Origin of the sequence: Paenibacillus castaneae (genome assembly GCF_002884445.1) — a bacterium.
In the GTDB taxonomy this organism is placed as follows: domain Bacteria; phylum Bacillota; class Bacilli; order Paenibacillales; family Paenibacillaceae; genus Pristimantibacillus; species Pristimantibacillus castaneae.
On sequence record NZ_KZ614144.1, the window covers coordinates 3240494 to 3258052 of the forward strand.

Annotated in this window: 16 protein-coding genes and 6 pseudogenes; 7 read left to right on the plus strand and 15 right to left on the minus strand. The window is 45.4% G+C overall.

Annotated features, from left to right (window positions below; translation table 11 throughout):
* The first annotated feature begins 76 nt into the window (after window positions 1-76).
* The 3 genes from CEF13_RS14440 (at window position 77) to CEF13_RS14450 (ending at window position 2591) form a co-directional block, all read left to right on the plus strand.
* Window positions 77-1186: a Gfo/Idh/MocA family protein gene (locus CEF13_RS14440; RefSeq protein ID WP_102711408.1), complete on the plus strand. Its 1110-nt coding sequence runs from the start codon at window positions 77-79 to the stop codon at window positions 1184-1186.
* Complete coding sequence (locus tag CEF13_RS14445; RefSeq protein WP_102711410.1) at window positions 1183-2022, plus strand: sugar phosphate isomerase/epimerase family protein; 840 nt, start codon at window positions 1183-1185, stop codon at window positions 2020-2022. Before CEF13_RS14440 ends, CEF13_RS14445 begins: the two co-directional genes overlap by 4 nt.
* Window positions 2023-2378: 356 nt before the next feature.
* On the plus strand, window positions 2379-2591 hold the full coding sequence (locus CEF13_RS14450) for a DUF6366 family protein (protein WP_102711412.1): 213 nt from the start codon (window positions 2379-2381) through the stop codon (window positions 2589-2591).
* A gap of 467 nt (window positions 2592-3058) precedes the next feature.
* Here the strand turns inward: CEF13_RS14450 and CEF13_RS29690 are convergent, their stop codons facing one another.
* From CEF13_RS29690 to CEF13_RS14480, 7 genes and pseudogenes are all read right to left on the minus strand, one after another.
* Window positions 3059-3277, minus strand: a complete 219-nt coding sequence (locus CEF13_RS29690) for a VOC family protein (protein WP_424991961.1) — start codon at window positions 3275-3277, stop codon at window positions 3059-3061.
* On the minus strand, window positions 3229-3504 hold the full coding sequence (locus tag CEF13_RS14455; protein WP_102711414.1) for a hypothetical protein: 276 nt from the start codon (window positions 3502-3504) through the stop codon (window positions 3229-3231). The genes CEF13_RS29690 and CEF13_RS14455 overlap by 49 nt, the downstream gene beginning before the upstream one ends.
* A 71-nt stretch (window positions 3505-3575) precedes the next feature.
* The gene (locus CEF13_RS14460; protein WP_102711416.1) at window positions 3576-3944 is read right to left on the minus strand and encodes a VOC family protein; all 369 of its coding nucleotides are present in this window, start codon (window positions 3942-3944) and stop codon (window positions 3576-3578) included.
* A gap of 840 nt (window positions 3945-4784) precedes the next feature.
* Entirely contained in the window at window positions 4785-5123 is a 339-nt protein-coding gene (locus CEF13_RS14465) for a hypothetical protein (protein ID WP_146022715.1), read from the minus strand.
* Between the two features lie 278 nt (window positions 5124-5401).
* Window positions 5402-6241 (minus strand): annotated as a pseudogene (locus CEF13_RS14470) (AbiJ-related protein); the annotation flags it as partial.
* Between the two features lie 226 nt (window positions 6242-6467).
* Window positions 6468-7799, minus strand: a complete 1332-nt coding sequence (locus CEF13_RS14475; RefSeq protein WP_102711422.1) for an alpha/beta hydrolase — start codon at window positions 7797-7799, stop codon at window positions 6468-6470.
* A complete protein-coding gene (locus CEF13_RS14480; RefSeq protein WP_102711424.1) occupies window positions 7800-9149 on the minus strand; it encodes an alpha/beta hydrolase-fold protein in 1350 nt (449 codons plus the stop codon).
* Window positions 9150-9319: 170 nt separating this feature from the next.
* On the opposite strand from CEF13_RS14480, the gene CEF13_RS14485 reads away from it, so the two are divergent.
* Window positions 9320-10246, plus strand: a complete 927-nt coding sequence (locus CEF13_RS14485) for a LacI family DNA-binding transcriptional regulator (protein WP_102711426.1) — start codon at window positions 9320-9322, stop codon at window positions 10244-10246.
* A gap of 969 nt (window positions 10247-11215) precedes the next feature.
* On the opposite strand, the gene CEF13_RS14490 is transcribed toward CEF13_RS14485, so the two are convergent.
* Window positions 11216-11530, minus strand: coding sequence for a hypothetical protein (locus tag CEF13_RS14490; RefSeq protein WP_102711428.1), 315 nt, complete (start codon window positions 11528-11530; stop codon window positions 11216-11218).
* 15 nt (window positions 11531-11545) lie between these two features.
* Here CEF13_RS14490 and CEF13_RS14495 point away from each other — a divergent pair, with 15 nt between their 5' ends.
* Together CEF13_RS14495 and CEF13_RS29240 are read left to right on the plus strand one after the other, a co-directional pair.
* Window positions 11546-11791 (plus strand): YheC/YheD family protein, encoded by a 246-nt coding sequence (locus CEF13_RS14495; RefSeq protein ID WP_102711430.1) that lies wholly within the window; start codon window positions 11546-11548, stop codon window positions 11789-11791.
* Window positions 11792-12075: 284 nt separating this feature from the next.
* Window positions 12076-12177, plus strand: a pseudogene (locus CEF13_RS29240) (VOC family protein); the annotation flags it as partial.
* A 370-nt stretch (window positions 12178-12547) separates the two neighbouring features.
* Here the strand turns inward: CEF13_RS29240 and CEF13_RS14505 are convergent.
* The 7 genes and pseudogenes from CEF13_RS14505 to CEF13_RS14540 form a co-directional block, all read right to left on the minus strand.
* Window positions 12548-13264 carry an SDR family oxidoreductase gene (locus tag CEF13_RS14505; protein ID WP_029198670.1) on the minus strand — a complete coding sequence of 239 codons (717 nt, stop codon included), beginning with the start codon at window positions 13262-13264 and terminating at the stop codon, window positions 12548-12550.
* 24 nt (window positions 13265-13288) lie between these two features.
* A pseudogene (locus CEF13_RS14510) lies at window positions 13289-14320 on the minus strand (NADH:flavin oxidoreductase/NADH oxidase).
* Window positions 14321-14354: 34 nt separating this feature from the next.
* Window positions 14355-14798 carry an ASCH domain-containing protein gene (locus CEF13_RS14515; RefSeq protein ID WP_102711432.1) on the minus strand — a complete coding sequence of 148 codons (444 nt, stop codon included), beginning with the start codon at window positions 14796-14798 and terminating at the stop codon, window positions 14355-14357.
* 137 nt (window positions 14799-14935) lie between these two features.
* Window positions 14936-15802: an SDR family oxidoreductase gene (locus CEF13_RS14520; protein WP_102711434.1), complete on the minus strand. Its 867-nt coding sequence runs from the start codon at window positions 15800-15802 to the stop codon at window positions 14936-14938.
* 94 nt (window positions 15803-15896) lie between these two features.
* On the minus strand, window positions 15897-16313 hold the full coding sequence (locus tag CEF13_RS14525) for an Rrf2 family transcriptional regulator (protein ID WP_102711436.1): 417 nt from the start codon (window positions 16311-16313) through the stop codon (window positions 15897-15899).
* A 173-nt stretch (window positions 16314-16486) separates the two neighbouring features.
* Window positions 16487-16639 (minus strand): annotated as a pseudogene (locus CEF13_RS14535) (cupin domain-containing protein); the annotation flags it as partial.
* A gap of 182 nt (window positions 16640-16821) precedes the next feature.
* Window positions 16822-16954, minus strand: a pseudogene (locus CEF13_RS14540) (ADP-ribose pyrophosphatase); the annotation flags it as partial.
* A gap of 250 nt (window positions 16955-17204) precedes the next feature.
* Between CEF13_RS14540 and CEF13_RS29245 the strand changes: the two are divergent.
* A pseudogene (locus CEF13_RS29245) lies at window positions 17205-17559 on the plus strand (IS110 family transposase); the annotation flags it as partial.

Here is a 17559-nt window from a genome sequence, read left to right on the forward strand (position 1 = left end):
AGTACAATAAGAAGCGCTTTTGCTCATATTGTTATCCGACCGAAGCGACGCTACGATAAAGGCGGAGGGATGACAAATGAAAAATCAAACCATTTCGATTTTAGGTGCAGGAGCGATAGCACGACATCATGCGGAAGCATTAAAAAATTGGCCGGCGAGCGACAATATCCAGTTGGCCGTAACAGATGTCAACATTCAGACGTTGGAGGACTTCGGCAATAATTATCCTGAGGCCATTCTGTTCCGAACCATAGACGAGCTGTTATCAATGCCGACTGGAGAACTAGACATCATAATTGTAGCTACTCCGCCATTTGCTCATTTTGAACTTGTTCAAAGAGCATTAATATCAGGAAGGCATGTGTTATGCGAGAAGCCGCTTGCCATGAACCGCGTGGAAGCGGAAAAGATGCTAACACTGGCGAAAAACCATAACCGATTGCTTGCTTGCTGCAGCAACAGATTCCTTGGCGTAGAGACGACCGAAGAAGTTAAGCGATTGATCGAGCGAAGGGAGCTTGGTGAATTATACCATATGACGTTTATTCAGAAACATCAGCGAAGTCGCACGGGTATCGAATATCAGCCATCGTCTCGATGGTTTCTGGACAGCAGCAAGAGCGGGGGAGGAACACTGATGGACTGGGGCCCTTATGACATGGCCTGTTTAATTGACCTGTTGTCGCCAGTCCGTGTGGACATCGTATCAGCCTGGTTGTCGAATCCGGAAACAGAGTCCACTCTGGGAAAGGACTTCATAAATGATGTTGAGCAGCATGTAGGTGCAAGCCTAATTTTCTATGGTGACGGCACCCTGTATAACAAGATTCACGTTACCTACGAAAGAGCCGCTTGCACACATGGACTAGAGACATCAATAGTACAGCTAGAGGGAAGCTGCGGTGCTGCAAATTGGGATTGGTTATGCTGGGATGGAAAGGGTAATGTAAACCTAACTACAGCCGTGAATGATGGAGTTAACCCACTCAGTCGTACTTTCATTAATCAGGACGGTTTAGCCGTGATGGAACGGCCTTTGCATGGATTTATGAAAGCCTTACGCGGGGAGAAATCTCGCGCACTGCTAAATGAACAAGCCGTTTTTAATTTCAGCATCCTACAAGCCATTTATGAAAGTGCCGCGACGATGAAGCCGCAATCCCTATTTAAGGGGGAGTCTCGATGAACAATCCCATATATGCAATGGATACGTTCTTCTATAACTCCCAAGGCGTGTATCCTTTCGAGACACGATGCGAGATGATCAAAGAGGCTGGTTATGACAGTACTTATCTTACGTTTTGGAGCGATGAAGCATGGCAGGATGTCGAGAAGCTAACGAGTGTTACGGAACGATATGGACTCCAAATTGCCGCCGTATACGTGGTACTGGATATAGCGGCTGTTGAATATAGTTTAGACAATCATCGAATTCTTCGTCTTGTCGAGACGATGGAGGGGTGCAGCACGATTGAGATCGCTATAAACGCTTCCGATATTGCTAGTGTCCATGACGATGAGCAAGCCATCCTCTGGTTAAATCGGATTCTTAAAGCAGCCGAAAGCCGAAATATTCAGATCCTGTTATATCCTCATATCTCTAATTGGATGGAAACAGCACAGGATGCGCTTAGGTTGTGTGAGAAAATTAAACATCCTCAGCTTGGCATTATTTTCCCGCTCTTTCATTGGTATGCAGTGGACAATTCCAACTTGGCAAATCTGCTAGTTGAGATAAGTCCATATCTCCGGGCTGTGAATTTAAGTGGAAGCCGTAAAAATTCTGACAATGCGACCGGACTGCCGGCGACCATTGAGCTGCTGGATCAAGGTGAGATCGATATGTTCTATGTGCTTGGACTTCTGCGCCGAATTAATTTCCAGGGACCCATAGGGTTTCAGGGATACTCAATTGGTGGAGACGCATATCGTAATATTCAGCACAACCTTCAAGTGTTCCATGAATTGAATGATCGGCTGAACCGTCATATCAATTGGTCATTCATGAAGGAGTATAAATGAAGAATGAGTAGTGGCTTAAGAATTACCTATTGAGAGAAGAGAAACCATATTGAGAAAAGGATTCGCTATGCGGATCCTTTTTATTATTTAGGTAATTAATCAGGTGATCACGCTTTAAAGGGGACTGATTAATCGTTGGTCAAGTATTATAGAATGACGTTATAATAGTATTAAATAATTGTGAAAGACATGCAATCTTAATTGAAGTTCTCGCATGACTTCCTGAATTCGTTTATTTACCAGAATGAACAATGCTTAGCTTATGATGGCGAAAATAATTGGATAAATTTAACATAATTTCACTGTGAAGAAAAGGGCGGGTTTTTCGGATTTTATAAGGAGGTAGTTAAAGCTAAATGGATTCTAGAAAAGAAACGCCGGAACAATTACGGGAACGTTTAAGACAAAAAGAATTAAAAAACAACCCTTTTGGAACGTTTAGTGATGGAGTAAATCGCGCACAATTTGGAAATTTAACTGATTTAGTTGGCGGTTTGGGATGGAAAGGCACTGGAATTATCATTTTATTATTGGTTATAGGTTTTATCATTTATAAAATACTGTATTAATAATTATAGGGATGATTATACATTTTTCGACACTTGAAGATTAAGCATATTCACGAGATTTTTTCGAATATGCTCATTAGTTTAAAGAATTTAACAATATAGCTACGCAGGCCTGAATTAATAAATACGATACCAAGTGGCAATTTAACTAAAATATAAAAAGCTCGCTTAAGAAGCGTTTTTTTATTACAGAGTATTAATGAAGAAAATGAATAAGTAGTATTCATACATAAGAGAAGAATGAATATGAAAAAAAGAAAATGAATAAGACGGAGATTGTGAGAGAATCAAATAAAGTTATGAGCAATGTAAATTGACCCAAAACATCTAATTCAATTGACAATCCGGCAGACTACTTCACAAAACTCGTATTTTGTACATATGTCTATAACTAAGCAATATCCCTTATCCATCAATGGTTTTTATATTGTGTCATACATTATATGACTGTATTTCAGAAATCCAATTTATATGTTTCCGTCCGGGTCAGTGAACGTTACATTTGGACCGCAAGTTACCCTCTCGCCTATAATGTTAACTCCGTTTTCTTTAAAACGTTCGAAAAGTTCTTGAATATGTGGAGTAACGAAACACCCAACGGCGTGACGTTTACCTCCGTCCAAAGTCCATGAAAAGCCTAATCGACCGCCTTCTTCTCCCGACTCGTGAAGGAATAACGCAGGAATTGTTCCTGTAGCTGGGTCTGTAGTGTTTTTCCATCAGCTTCGAAAAACCTCATGATCGCCATGCCCATCCCAGGTTCAACAGCATGGATGTTTGACGGTTGGCATCCTAAATTTTTCTGATACCATTTCACGGACTCATAGACGTTACTCACAGGGACGTAAAGACATGTCATTCCTGTAATGTCGCGTACTTTTTTCTCTACCATAGTTTCTTCATTTTGCGGCATATCCATTTCCTCCTTCAAAAATGTTAAATAAACCATAATTATCTTCTGTTTCCAAACCACTTTCAGCAGTGCTACATTTGTATTGTCATTAATCGATTGCCGTCAGGATCTTCAAAAATGACGATATTGTTTTCTAATATCTCGTTATGAATCACGATCTCGGATTCTTTCAGAAACTGGAGTGTCTGCGAAATATCATCTGTCTTAAAAAACATCTGCGGCTGGGGAGCTGGTGCCGCACCATTATTGGAATCCAGCAGAATCTCGGTTCCTTCGAAATGCAGTGTATAAACCGTAGAAAGTCGCCCCTCCATGTAATCCTCGTTGTATGGCAGATCAAACACACGGCTATACCATTCAACTGCCCGTTTCATATCTGAAACATGGATAAAGATCGAGCCTACTCGTTTTTCAAGCTTGCTTCCTGCCGTTGTTTTCATTCAATTTCCTCTCCTTTTAAATGGAAAATTAATCTACGTTTAGGATAGCGAATATATGTTCCCTTGTAAAGGATTAGTTTATAATATTTGCCACACTATCCTCCCTCTAGTTTAATAACTCGTGCATCTCGGGGATCACGAGATTGTATAGAAGTTCTTGTCTTGAGCCACGACAAGAACTTCTATACAAAAAATAAAAAAGCCGCAGTTAATGCGACTTCCGTTGTATAGATGTTTTTGTCGTCCGACAACTGCTGGTCACGTAATGAAGGCAACCGTCGTACTGACCGGTTGCCTTCGAGTGTGTAATATTAAGGTGGCTACGTTTATCGGCAGCCCTAGCTATTCATTTATTTATTAATTTCAATAACTAAGTCATCCAACCGATAACACCTGTTTTTATCACTGAAACTTCTCAAACTCGTTTTTTAGCCAGATCTGATTTTGTTGAGCTACATACTGTTCTAAACGAATAATTTGTTCAACTAGTTCAGACTTTGTGGACTGCATATAACGTATTCTAACGCGCTCTAGGTCTCGATTAAGTTTGATCTGTTTGAATGATTCCATATCGTCCATAAGCTGCTTAACGGCCCTTTTACGCGACTTATAAGGCTTGGCAGTTTGATGCTGAGCGAAATATGCCTGAAGTTCGCTATTCCTACGAATGTGTTAGAGTGAATACCCTCACCATCTGGATCCAATTCCCTGGTTAGTTCCGAAACAGTGTGATAAGAAACAGGTTTATTATCTTTGACAAGCTTATCGATTGCATTAATTCCGAGTTCAACAGATCTACTTTTTCTTTGCTCATATCTGTTTTGAAGCCAATATAATTCATTATTTGCGGGAGATTCTGATTTCTGGCGCATGTTTTTCATCCTTTTGATATCTTTCAATTAAATGTAACTCTTTAAGCTCATTTCGAGCTCGATTCTTAGTAATCTTCATTTTTTGAGCTTCTAGTGGCAATCCAAGCTTTTCAAATCGTTTCTCGCTTTCATCTGCCCATGTGTAGAGAGCCGTTATTTCATCTTTAAATTCAGGCCGGGGAACTTTAGCAGCACATCCGATACATGCCATTTTTGTAGGACATACTGAGTCCATTGTACAGATACCGCCTACTACTTTTGAAAGAGTCCCTACTTTCTCCCGATAGTCATCATATAATTCTTGCAATTCCTCCGGACCTCTCAAAATTCCCTTCTGAATATCGATTTGGGTAACCCAATTTTCATGGAGACTATTAATTGACTCCGAGATCTGCTGGGATGTAGGTGCAAAGTAATATGCAGTTACTTCAACATCCTTCTGATGTAAGAGCGACTTGACGATATCCAGTGGAAGCTTCTCACTTTGTACTGCATGCGTAGCAAAGGCATGGCGAAGTAAGTGAGATTTTACGATTACCTGATTACCTTCAGCTGTTTGAATGATGATCCCGTGTAGTAGGAATCTTAATATTGCATTAATAGTAAAATTAAAAAGTCCATTCGCTGCCGGGTGATTCGCAGTTCTCCTTGAAGTTCTCCCCTGGCATATGGATTGTAATGGAGATATACTTGAGGGATTAATGCTGGGAAGTCGCCGTCGGCTCTTTTAAAAAAGTTAAAATATGTATCAAAGAGAAGCTGTTCCGGTGGAGATGCGAGAGTTTTTCTTAACCTTTGAAAAAGTCCCTCTTCTGCTTCCGGATAACCATCAAATCTTTCTATTCTAGCCCACCAGTTTACCAGATCTTTCCATTTTAATCCTGTTGTTTGCGGGATATTTTCTTCATACACCAAACAGTGCTCACCATTGTCGACAATCTCGATATTGTTTTCTAGAGAGTCAGTTATGACAATTCGTGGTTTATAGCCGTCCGCCGCAAAGATGAGGTTCTTGATGCTCCCACTCGGACCGCATCTCACATTTACAGCACCATACACTGGATATCCCGATATACGTCCAACTTCTTGCATTTTGTATCCGTCACCTTCAAGGTGTTTGTTAATGATTTCAAGGAATAACGCTGTTTCGTCCGGTTTTCTGACCTCCGGGTGGGTCAACTGAACCAAAAAGTCTATGAAAAATGAATCTGGTATAGTCAGTACTTCAAGAATTTCATAATATAAATAATCCACTTCCCAGTCAGAATTATTGATCATGTGCTGGCAAATATCCTCTTCCGCGGTTATAAACCTAGGATCAGTGGAGTTCATCTGATCCAGCGGCCAGGTCCTATAAAGAAAGGTAATGAAATCCAATCTGACATCCAATTGAAGACCAGTTGAGAATAACTCGTCCATTAAGTATTGTCTGGTTAATCACGTAATGTTTGTGGCCATTTTTAAACTCCCGATTATAACGAATTTCCTAATTATACTACATTCGTTACATCCGTGGGGTCCTTGCCAGTCGATCTGTTCTGTTTTTCACAGTCGGTCCGCCTACTTAAATCCAGATGCAATTCATGTTACCGGTTCCTTCGAGAGCTTACATTATTCGTTGGTTTGAGAGACATTTGAGATTCCCCCGTATTCATATCGTTTGACTTAGCATCCAATTTTGGACTTCATAATGCAACGTCTTGTTGCTGTCGGCGACGAACCGCCGCTTCGGGACATCCGCCCCCTCCGGGCCTGCTTCCCTTAGACCAGAATGCTCTGAGATGTGAAAAGAAAATCCCGTATTTCTCGGCAGGAAAAGCCGCCTTCGGTAGGAGCGAGGTCCGGACTTCTCCAGTTCCGCCCCCGCGTATACTCTCGCCGTTGCCGAGGTATCGTCTGGTACGACAACTTCCAGCTCCACTTCGACCTCCTCGGACAATTCCGGCACGATCCTGATTGTTGTCGATGCGGTCAGCGCATGTCCGCTGTACGCGATCTCACATTCCCCCGTCTTGACTGCCCGGATCAAGCCTGTCGCATCGACCACCGCTGCGCCTTCGGGCGTTACGCGGAAGCTTGCGTCCAGGTCGACCGACACTAAACCGCTTTCATATGTGACAAGCGGGTACACCCATGCCTCGGCTCCCTCGATCCCGGCGACAGGATCACCGATCAACTCGGCTGAGACTGGCGATCCTTTGTCTCCGAAGAAGAAGACAAGCGGCGCGTACACCCTCTTTTCCCAAGCCCCCTCGTTATGCTCTGCCATCGGTTCGTAGCAGTACACGAGGTCATCTCCAGACCGGTAGCCTAGCTTCACGAAATGCTCCGCCATGTGCCTGACGTGATCGACACGCACAGTCATGCCTTCCATGCCGCCCGCATCTATCCATAATTGAAACGGTCCTTTCCCATCGAAAGTCTGAACGATGGGCAGATGCGTCATCGTCTCCTCATTGTATTGGGCGAAATAAGGAGAAACCATGGCCAGCTTGCCAAAAACGTCGAAACGGCGAAACCCGATATGGTAAGTCGCGAGCCCGCCTCTGGACGAACCCATCAGTGCGGTATGGCGGCTCTCATGCTTCGTCCGGTAAGTACGGTCGATGTAGGGTTTCACCTCCTCCGTCAGAAAACGCTCATAGAACTCTCCCCGGCAAGGGTAGTCGAGCTCCTCTGCGAACGGGCCTTGATGCGCGAACTCGCTGTCTCGCTCCAGCCCCTTATTCGAGACCGCCACGACGATCAATTTTTCGATGCGTCCTTCCGCAATCAGACGGTCGCATACGCGGTGCAGGTTCCATGACTGCCCGTTAAATGCTTCATGGAATACGTTCTGCCCGTCATGGATATAAAGTACCGGATACGTCCTGTCCGCTTCCACCCCGTAGCTGGGCGGCAAATAAACGAAAATGTCCCTTTCGTTGCGCATAATTTCCGATCGGAAATTCGCGATGGTTTCCACTCGCGAAGGCTGCGTCATTCAAATCTCCTCCTCTCTTCCCGTATCTGGCCTTAAGTCTATCCAATTATGAACCGTGTAAACGACTCTCTTGTCCTCGTCCGTGACAAGCCTTCTGTAAGGCATCCGCCCGAAATCCCGATCGACCTCTTCCTTATCGTAGCCTCGGGTGATGAGAAAATCGAACGTTAATCCTCTAGGCAAACTGACCGTTCCGCCATACAATCCTTTGCCGAGCTTCGGAACGCCGAACGTCGCATAAATCTCGGCATCTTCCGGCGTTGTATCCGGCACGCGAATTTCAAGCTCGACGACGACGGTCTCAGATAGCCGTTCCACGACAGTATACATTCTGGCCGCTTCTTGGCCACCATAGCGGCAGACGATCGTCGCAGTGCCGGGTTTCCGTGGAAGCAGCCTTCCGTCTGGAGAAATCCCGAGGACATCCGGATTATCCGTCTGGTAATCGGCTCTGAGCAAACTGAAGCGTATGCCGTTGTGAAGAGCGGCAACCGCATTAACGACCACTACAGGCCCGTCGACACCGACGATACCGTCCCCTTCAAGCGCGAGGACCGACACATCGGCGGCTTCGCCAAAGAAGTGCAGCAGCGGCATGTGCGCCCGGCGGCTCCAGTCCCATTCGGAATGCGCGGCTTCCATGTCCAGATAATAATAAAGCTCCTCACCTTGCTTCCAGCCAGCTTGCTGCATATTCTCCGCGACGCTCCGCACGTGGGATGGCATGAAGAACCCCTCCGCCCCACCTATGTCCATCCATATTTTCTGCCCATCGTTATAAGGATACAGCCGATACTGCGGCGTTTCTTCCAGCGTGCCGGGATCTACCTGGACGAAAAAAGGCGACAGGATGCCCAGCATGCCGAATACGTCCGGACGGCGGAGCCCAATGTTGTACGTTGCGATGCCGGCTGCCGAGGAGCCCATTAACGCCGTATGCTCCGCATCCGGCAGTGTCCTGAATCCGCGATCTACAATTGGCTTCAGCTCTTCGATCAGAAAATGCTCGTACAGCTCACCGACGCAGCGGATAGGATACGCGTACAGGTCGTGGAAATATTCACTGGTTCCGTCCTCGTACTTATGTTCGACCGCCACGATAATAATTGGCCGAACCAGCCCTTCCGCCAATAGTCGGTCGGCTACGCGGTGCATACCCCAGGACTCTCCGGATGGCTTGCTCGGCTCGAATACGTGCTGGCCCACGTGCATGTACAACACGGGATACCTTACGGACGGATCATCGTCATAGCCCGCAGGCAAATAAATGTAGATGTCTCTTTCGTTCCCCAGCCGGGATGCGTGCACCCCGGGTAATACCATCAGCTTCGATTGAGCCGAATTTTCCATATTGCATAGCCCCTTCTGAGAACTTCATTCTTCAAGTTTCAACTTAACCGGTTAAGCGGCTTCAGTATAGGGCGTTTCCCGAGGCTTGTCAACGGCAAGTTTGACATCCTTCCAAGTTCGGACTTATGATTATCTAAACTTTTGATCCTAACGAGGCGGTTACTGATACGATGAAAAAAACGACACTCCGTGACGTAGCCAAAGAAGCCGGCGTCTCCGTCGCTACGGTAAGCTATGTCCTTAATTACGTGAGCACCCAGACGATTCCGGAAGAGACGCGGCAGCGGGTCTTTACAGCAGCGAGTAAGCTCCATTACGTTCAGAATTTGACGGCCAAGTCGCTCTCACTCGGCAAAACCAACGTCCTCGGCGTGCTGTTCGTCAGCACCGGCGACGCACGCATTCCAAAGCCGGTCAGCTACGGAGTTTTCCTTGACAGATTGGAGCGCCGATGCCGGGAGAAGGGTTATCATCTCCTTGTATCCCAAATCGATCCGGCCAAACCCAATTTCGAGATCATCGCCGAGCGTAAGCTGGACGGCATCTTTCTGATCGACGCTATGGTCCAATCCTTCCATGCGATATCGAGGAATCTGCAATACGGCTCGCCGCTGGTTATCGTGGACAGCTTGATCGACGATTCCTTGTTCCGGCAAGTCAATCCTGATTTCCAACGATTGTTCAGCGATCTGAACGCGTCATTGCCGACCGGACAGCCTTATGCGCTCATTCACGAACACATGTCGAACGAGCGGTATCATGAGATCGTTCGATCCGCTTCGGGATTGGACGAATCGCTCGTATTCGCAGCCACCAGCGACGAAGAGTCGCTCAAGCAATTTATCCAGCAGCACGAGAACAAGCCTCTCGTCGTCTTCAACGAATTTTTGGCCTTGCAGGTACTGAAGTACCTGCACCCGGAGAACCTTGTCGTCGTCTGCACCTCGGAATGCCCGGAACTCCTTCCCGAGCAGGTCACAAAGTTCGTTTTCACTCGTTGCAAGTCCGAGGTCGCTTTCGGCTTGATGAGCGCGCTACTGCACACTCCTTTCGGCACTTCCGAGGATCAGTACATCTCTCTGGACAAAAAGGACTAAACGGCTGGGGCTCGTCATGAACCTATGAGACATGGAGGATGAGCAGATCCATAGAACGAGTAGCTCGCTGTATCTTTAAGACGGATTTCTCCTCAATTCCCAGTTGGCGGTATCACAGGCTTTACCGATATTGATCTATAAATCAGAATTGGATTCAAAAGAGTTTTTTTAGAAAAGAAACACCTGTAATTTAACAGAATGGCGCCATAAGGAGACTTATTCCTTGTTGCGCCATCTGTTTTTTGCAGCTTCCTTTTAAGAAATTAAGCAACTGTTAGCCAAAAGGTGAAGCAATTGTTATATATATATCGACAAATAGCGGCCCCTTACTAAGCTGACGCTTTGGTTGATGTTATTCTAAGCAAATAAATTTCTATGATTTATCAATGAACAAAACTTTATCTGCTTTATCTTCACTTTTAAGGGGGAATTATTATGAGAAAACAAGTATGGGAAATGAGCCTTGAAGGGCTCGATAGAGTATTGAAACGCATCCCAGCGTTTTATTAGTGTAGATATAGTCATAATAGACCAGAGGAAAAAGCAGGATCGCGAGCTGCAGCTGGCCGTCCACCGCTGAAATACTCTATATTTATCATAGGATGACAAGAACATTGTCCGATAAATGACAAGAACATTATCCGATTTACCCGATTGTTGTTCCCGCGCTCCGCTGTCTTCTAATACTTCGTTTAAAACAAAATGAGACGCATACCCATGCGACTCATTTTAATAATGCAAATATTTAGTTGGAGCACACAAACCTACGTTCATTTGTGCTTATCGATCGTTAATACTCCTCGGGCGACAGGAACGTTTTGTTGCTCCCCTAATTTTTTTCATTCTCTTTTATGCAGTTATACATTCTTTTCGACATTAAACTTATCAAGACCTCTAATCTTCTGAAGCTAAACTGCCCTTAGTTAAATAATAATTCCAAGGTTCAGATTACGTTTAAACCCTTTAGTTTTAAGTAATTGTTCGTGGGAAATCATAGTTAACCCACTTTTCTTTGTAGCCTTCCTTACCATGTAGACTCAACAATAAATCAAGCGCTTGTACTACTGCCTCTGAAAATTCCGATATCGAACAAGACTCATTTAGTTCAATAACCAGTTGTTTTTTGTTTCGCAAATTCTCAAATGACATAATCTGAATGTGTAATAAATCATCAATCTTACTGAATTTCCAAACGGTTCCACCAGGTTCTTCATTCCATTCAAATTGTGAATTTGAAACATGCGGGTCAGTGATAAAAACAGCCCCACCACCAATCTGGTTCATGGAGACGGAAAGGCATTGCGTTTTGAACCGTTCATGATCCGACGGTTCGGCCCGGAGAAAGCCAAACAAATCAGCCGGGAATGCGATCAAATGGCCATGAAATTGATGGAAGTGATTGAGGAGCGGTATGGCTCAATGATGGAATTCGGAATGGATGTTGGTGTCGATGTGAAAGGGAATGTCTGGTTAATTGAGGCGAATCCGAAACCGAGCCATTCCATCTTCTTAGGCACGAAGGAAATGGGCATGCGGCGTATCTAGCGAGAACAAAATTTGAAAATGGATTGTAGGGCCTTTCCTATGCTTCTGAATAGGTTTTACTTTGTAGAACCCTCACAAACTTTCGGCACCTGGCACGTATCAGTCTTTTGGCTGCTGGACAACACGTTAATAACGCTGTACAGCTACACCAAGGTTGAGATCGGTGAAACGGCAACATCCATATCTTGTACTGACGCATTCTGAATTCAAAGCCCAAAAAATGTTAAAATGCTACTGACATACTGTTGTCAGTAGCGTTTTTTTTATAGGAAGGGAGGTATCTCGTGAATTTTACTTCTGTACGCATCATTATCGACGACGTGGATCGTTTCGTCGAGTTCTATGAGAAAGTCATGGGTGTTTCGGTGGAACGCCCCGCGCCCGTCTTAAGAAAAGGGTGTCAATTACTGGTGATCTACATTACCCTACACAATGGATTTTTATTTTGTGTGATAATCCAAATAAAAGGAAAAGGTATCACTACCCAAAAGAACAAAAGCTTAGTATAAATTGTAAATCAAGAAGGTTGTACATATTTATTGTTCGGCAAGTCCATGCGCATAAGTAGTAAAAAGATTCTTTAATGCTTCAAACACAAAAACTGGTAATCACAAAAAGAAAATGCGTTCTTTACATCAGAATACTGGAACAAAGACATATTGGTTAAAGTTTGTTTGAAAAATAGGCCATGAACTCTACTCGCGTAGATATTCATCACCTTCTCAGTGCATCTTTAATATGTTTTACGAACTGAGTTTAGGACAGGAGCGCCCCGCCCTCAATCAGGATAACGGAGCCAGTGGTGAATCCGTTTTTCGCAAGGTAAACATAAGCTTCGGCAATATCTTCCGACTGCGCGATCCGTCCGACAGGCAATTGGCGGGCAATGGCGTTGAACATGGATTTCCGGTCTTCCTCCGGCATACCTGCGTAGACAGGCGTATCTACGATTCCGGGAGAAACCACATTGACCCGAATCGGGGCAAGATCCACCGTCAATCCCCGCATTAAACCCTCCAACGCCGAGTTGATCGCAGCCAGCGTGGATGCCCCCTTCGGAGGCCGTTTGCCGTAAACGCCGGAAGTCAAGGAGATGGAACCTTCTTGGTTCAAATAGGGAATAGCCGCTTTAACGGTGATATACTGGCCCCAGAACTTGCTGTCGAAAGCAGTTTGCGCCTGTTCAACCGGCAATTCGCGGAACTCACCCATCGCGCCTTCGCCCGCGGTGATCACCAAGTGATCAAACTTGCCAACCTTTTCGAAAAATTCCGCGGCTTTCTCTTCACTCCGAAAATCCAGCTCGTAAGCTTCAACATTCCCGCCAAGCGTTTGTTTGGCTTCCGAGAGTTTGGCAGCGGAACGGCTTGCGATAACTACCTTTGCCCCTTCATCCAGAAATGCCTTGGCAGTCGATAATCCAATACCTGATGTGCCTCCTACAACTATGACTCGCTTCTCTTTCAATGACATTCGGATAGCCTCCCTATTTTCCCATTAATGATAAGCCCGCTCATATTTCTTTGGAATGGTGGTATATTCACTTTTAAGCGATTTAGCAGCATGGATAGTCCATTAAGGATCTCGAAGCATGCCACGGGCGATCGCCACTAAATCCGCTTCTTCGCTGCAGATGACGGATTGAGCAAGTGCCGGGTCCTCAAGCATGCCTACAGCTACGACGGACACCCCAAGAGCCTCCCGAATTTTGCGCGCAAAAGGAACTTGATAACCTGGGTAGTTGCCAGGCTTTCTTTCCCCTACGGGTCCTTCCCCGCCAGAACTTACATGAAAGACATCTACACCTGCTGCATGGTAAGCTTTAGATAACTTAATGGCATGTTCCATACCATAACCCCCATCCGCGTACTCTACGGCAGTGATTCGGAAAAATAACGGCATATCTGCAGGCATTTCCTTTTTGACCGCCTGTATGACCTCTACCCCAAATTTGCTCAGGTCTTGTCCATACGCATCTTCGCGTTTGTTGGTAAAAGGGGATTGAAACTGATGAATTAAATATCCGTGCGCCCCGTGAAGCTCAATCATATCTACGCCTGCCTGAACAGCCCGGCGGGCTGCATCAGCGTAGAGCTGTACCATCTGATTTACCTCATCGACTGTAAGTGCGCGGGGCATCTTATAGCGGGATCCCGGATATGGTATAGCGGAAGGGGCCACTGGCTCTTTAGCATCTTCCGCTTTTCGGCCAGCATGAGCAATTTGAATCCCAATCTTGGCCCCGTGAGCATGAACCCCATCAATAATTCTGGCAACTGCCGGAATATGGTCATCGGACCAAATCCCTAAATCAAAGTCGGTTATTCGACCATCCGGCTCAACGTCCGTCATTTCCATGATGATCAAGGCTACACCGCCAATTGCGCGGCTAAGGTAGTGAACGTAATGCCATTCGTTGGGTTTGCCATCCCTAGCGGTTACGGAATATTGGCACATGGGGGCCATGACTACCCGATTTTTCAATTGTAAACCTTTAATTTCATAAGGAGAAAATAAGTGATTGGTCAAGTCAGAACCTCGATTAATTGATTGTTTACATAGGTCATATCAAGAACTCTTCGCCCATCGGATATTCCCATAGTCCCAGTTTTCCCTTCACTGGAATATAGGGCTTCATCAGACGGAAACCTGCTATTTCCCACGCAAAATAACCTGGACTGTAATCGCCTAACAGGTAGTCATCCCCCGTCACGACCTTCCCGCAATCCAGAATGGCTGACGTATGATTAGCGTCGATGACTTGATAACAATTCGTAAGCTCGCAAGTTGCAAGGATAACCCCCGTAGGGAGGTTTTGTTCCGTATAGCCATTCTTGGCGAGTAAAGAACGGATGGGTTCATATTTGCAGGCCTGCTTATCGACTTTCTGGCTTGCATGAATGGCCAACGGTCCGCGATACCGGGTCTTCCAAGATCTTGTTTCATAGAGAGTCTCGCCTTGGACAAGCAGAGTCGCCCACGGTTGAATCATGGATAATACTTTCATTCCTCTACGCTCCATTACTGTTCATAATGAAGTACTATTCCCCAAACATTCTCCAGACTTTCCATACCCGCATAAAAAAGACGCAATCCCTCGGTCGCATTAGACTTTCGGGAACAACCTCTGTTTCGTACGCTCAATTAAGCCTGAATTTCGTTTACGATTTGACGTAGACCCTCTTCGAGTGACGTGGCCGGACGTCCAAGCAGCTTCTGAAAATCATTGCTCTCGACTTCCAATGCGCCATCGCGAATCGCACTCTGAATTCCAACCAGAATCGGAACGACCGGTTCAGGTACACCTACGCTGCTCATTATGCTGGCATAAGTTTCGTCATCCACTTGTTGAACGGGAATTTCCCGGCCCAAGACACCGGCAAGGACAGAAGCTAGCTCTTCTTGTGTAGCAAGTTTGCCGGACAGCTCATACACGGAATTCTCATGGCCAACGCCCGCCAGTACGGCTGCAGCTGCCTGTGCATAATCGCGACGGGTCGCCCAGCCTACTTTGCCGGATCCCGCCGAAGTCAACCAAGGTGATCCTCCAAGGACTGCTTGAATGCTGCTAGTCTCGTTCTCCAAGTACCAGTTGTTGCGCAGGTAGGAATAAGGAATCCCCGAGTTTCTGATGGCTTCCTCAGTGGCACGATGCACCGGCGCAAGGAATATCGTGTTCTCGCTAGCGTTTCCTAAACTGGTATAAGCAATAAAACCGACATTAGCGCGCTTAGCAGCTGCTACAGCCGCAGTATGCTGGCGAATCCGAGTTTCGTTGTCGCCGTCCGTGGAAACGATCAAGAGGCGGTCGATACCTGCGAACGCTTTATCTAGCGTATCCGGCTGTTCAAAATCCCCAAGCCTTACATCAACGCCGCGAGCTCGAAGGCTCTCCGCTTTCTCCGGGTTGCGAACGCTAACGGCAAGATCCTTAGCCGGTACGGTTTCCAATAAAGTTTCTACTACAAGTGATCCCAATTTCCCTGTTGCGCCTGTCACCAAAATTTTCATCGTAATTCCTCCTATAGTATGAATCTAATAATCACAGTCGTTATAACTACTTCGGTTACAACGACGGTATAAAAAAAAGCTCTAAGAGCTTTTATTACACAAACTGAGAAGCTAGCTGGCTTAAGTTCACTTGAGCCAACCTTTGTTCCATCGCGGTTTGGGCTTCCTTCATTTCCGAACGAAGAGCCGCTTCAATATTCCGGCCAACCGGGCATTGGAGATTCGGTTCATCGTGAAAATTAAACAGTTGACCGTCCTCGATGACTTCCACGGCGCGGTACACGTCCAGAAGCGTGATCTGATCGGAATCCTTCAGCAAGGAAGCGCCGCCCACCCCGAGACGAATGTCTACCAAACCTGCCTTCTTAAGCATCCCCATTATCCTGCGGATTATAACTGGATTCGTATTCACGCTGCCCGCTATGAAATCGCCGGTACAATCTTTGGAGCTAACGGCGATCAGAGAAAGGATATGGACAGCAATGGAAAATCTGCTACTAATCTGTTTCACTTTAGCATCACCACCGTTGTAACCATTGTAGTTACTTCGTGACAGAATGTCAACCCATAACCCGGCCAAATTTAATTTTCGAGTTCATAGTCCCATTCGATTCCAATCTTATTGAGGGTTGGTTGTCCAAATTCCAGCGGCTTTGACGAATACACGCTGTGGTAATTTTAAAGTTGACGTGATTGTTGGTGATAGTGCTTAACTTCGGAAGTTTGTGCTGGCATTCTTTCATGGATTACGCTTAAATCTTGATTCTTTACTAAATGCCAACCATCGCAATTATCGCCCCAAATAAAGTGTTCAGCAATATGTTTACTCATTTTCATTTCTGTAACTCCTCTCATGATGTTGGAGTAATTTTAACATAATTTCATTAAGCAAATCTGCCCGTTAGTTGAGCGCTACATTTTAACTTATCGGCATTCGGACAATGTTTGTGTCATCCGACAGCTTGTGACTAAGGACACAAATTCACCTACATTAATGACACAAATTTACCAACATTGTCTAGATTTTCTCCAACTTCCACTTGTCCACCAGGGTAAACCCAAACCACCGTCACGAGTTTTTACTAAAAGGATATTTCCTTGCTTATCTTCCACAAATCCACCTGCGGCTACAATATGCGTTGGAAATGGCATATTACGACCTCCTTATGTAGCAATGAAATTTATTCCACTGCCTCTTTGTACTTTACTGCCCGCTAGTTGAGAAAAGACAGCCGATCATACTGACCAGTTGTCTTCTTGTCTTTATTGAACTATCGTATCCGTTAGCATTCCTGTAGAGCGTTAATTAGCAGCTTTGCAAAAAGAAGAGCGCCTCGGTACGATGGGAGTACGCAACGGGTCAAAGCCCTTAAAATCCCATCATCCAGGAGGACGCTCTAATATGAAGTTTAAAGCCCAAGACAAACAAAATCAACTCATTGAAAAAATTACCCCTCAGCATCTCGTCGTCGGAATCGACATTGCACAACTAACGCATGTCGCTCGTGCAGTAAACTTCCGCGGGATCGCAATTGGCAATCCGCTATCTTTCTCTAATGATGAAGAAGGATTTCAGGCCCTTCTTCGCTGGATTCAATCGTTGCAAGAAGCCCATAACCTTAACTTCGCAATTATCGGCATGGAACCGACGGGGCATTACTGGCTAAGCATCTCTAGATGGCTATTCGAGAAACAATTCGAAGTTGTTCTTGTTAATCCTCATCTCGTGAAAAAGAATAAAGAAAACCTCGTATAAC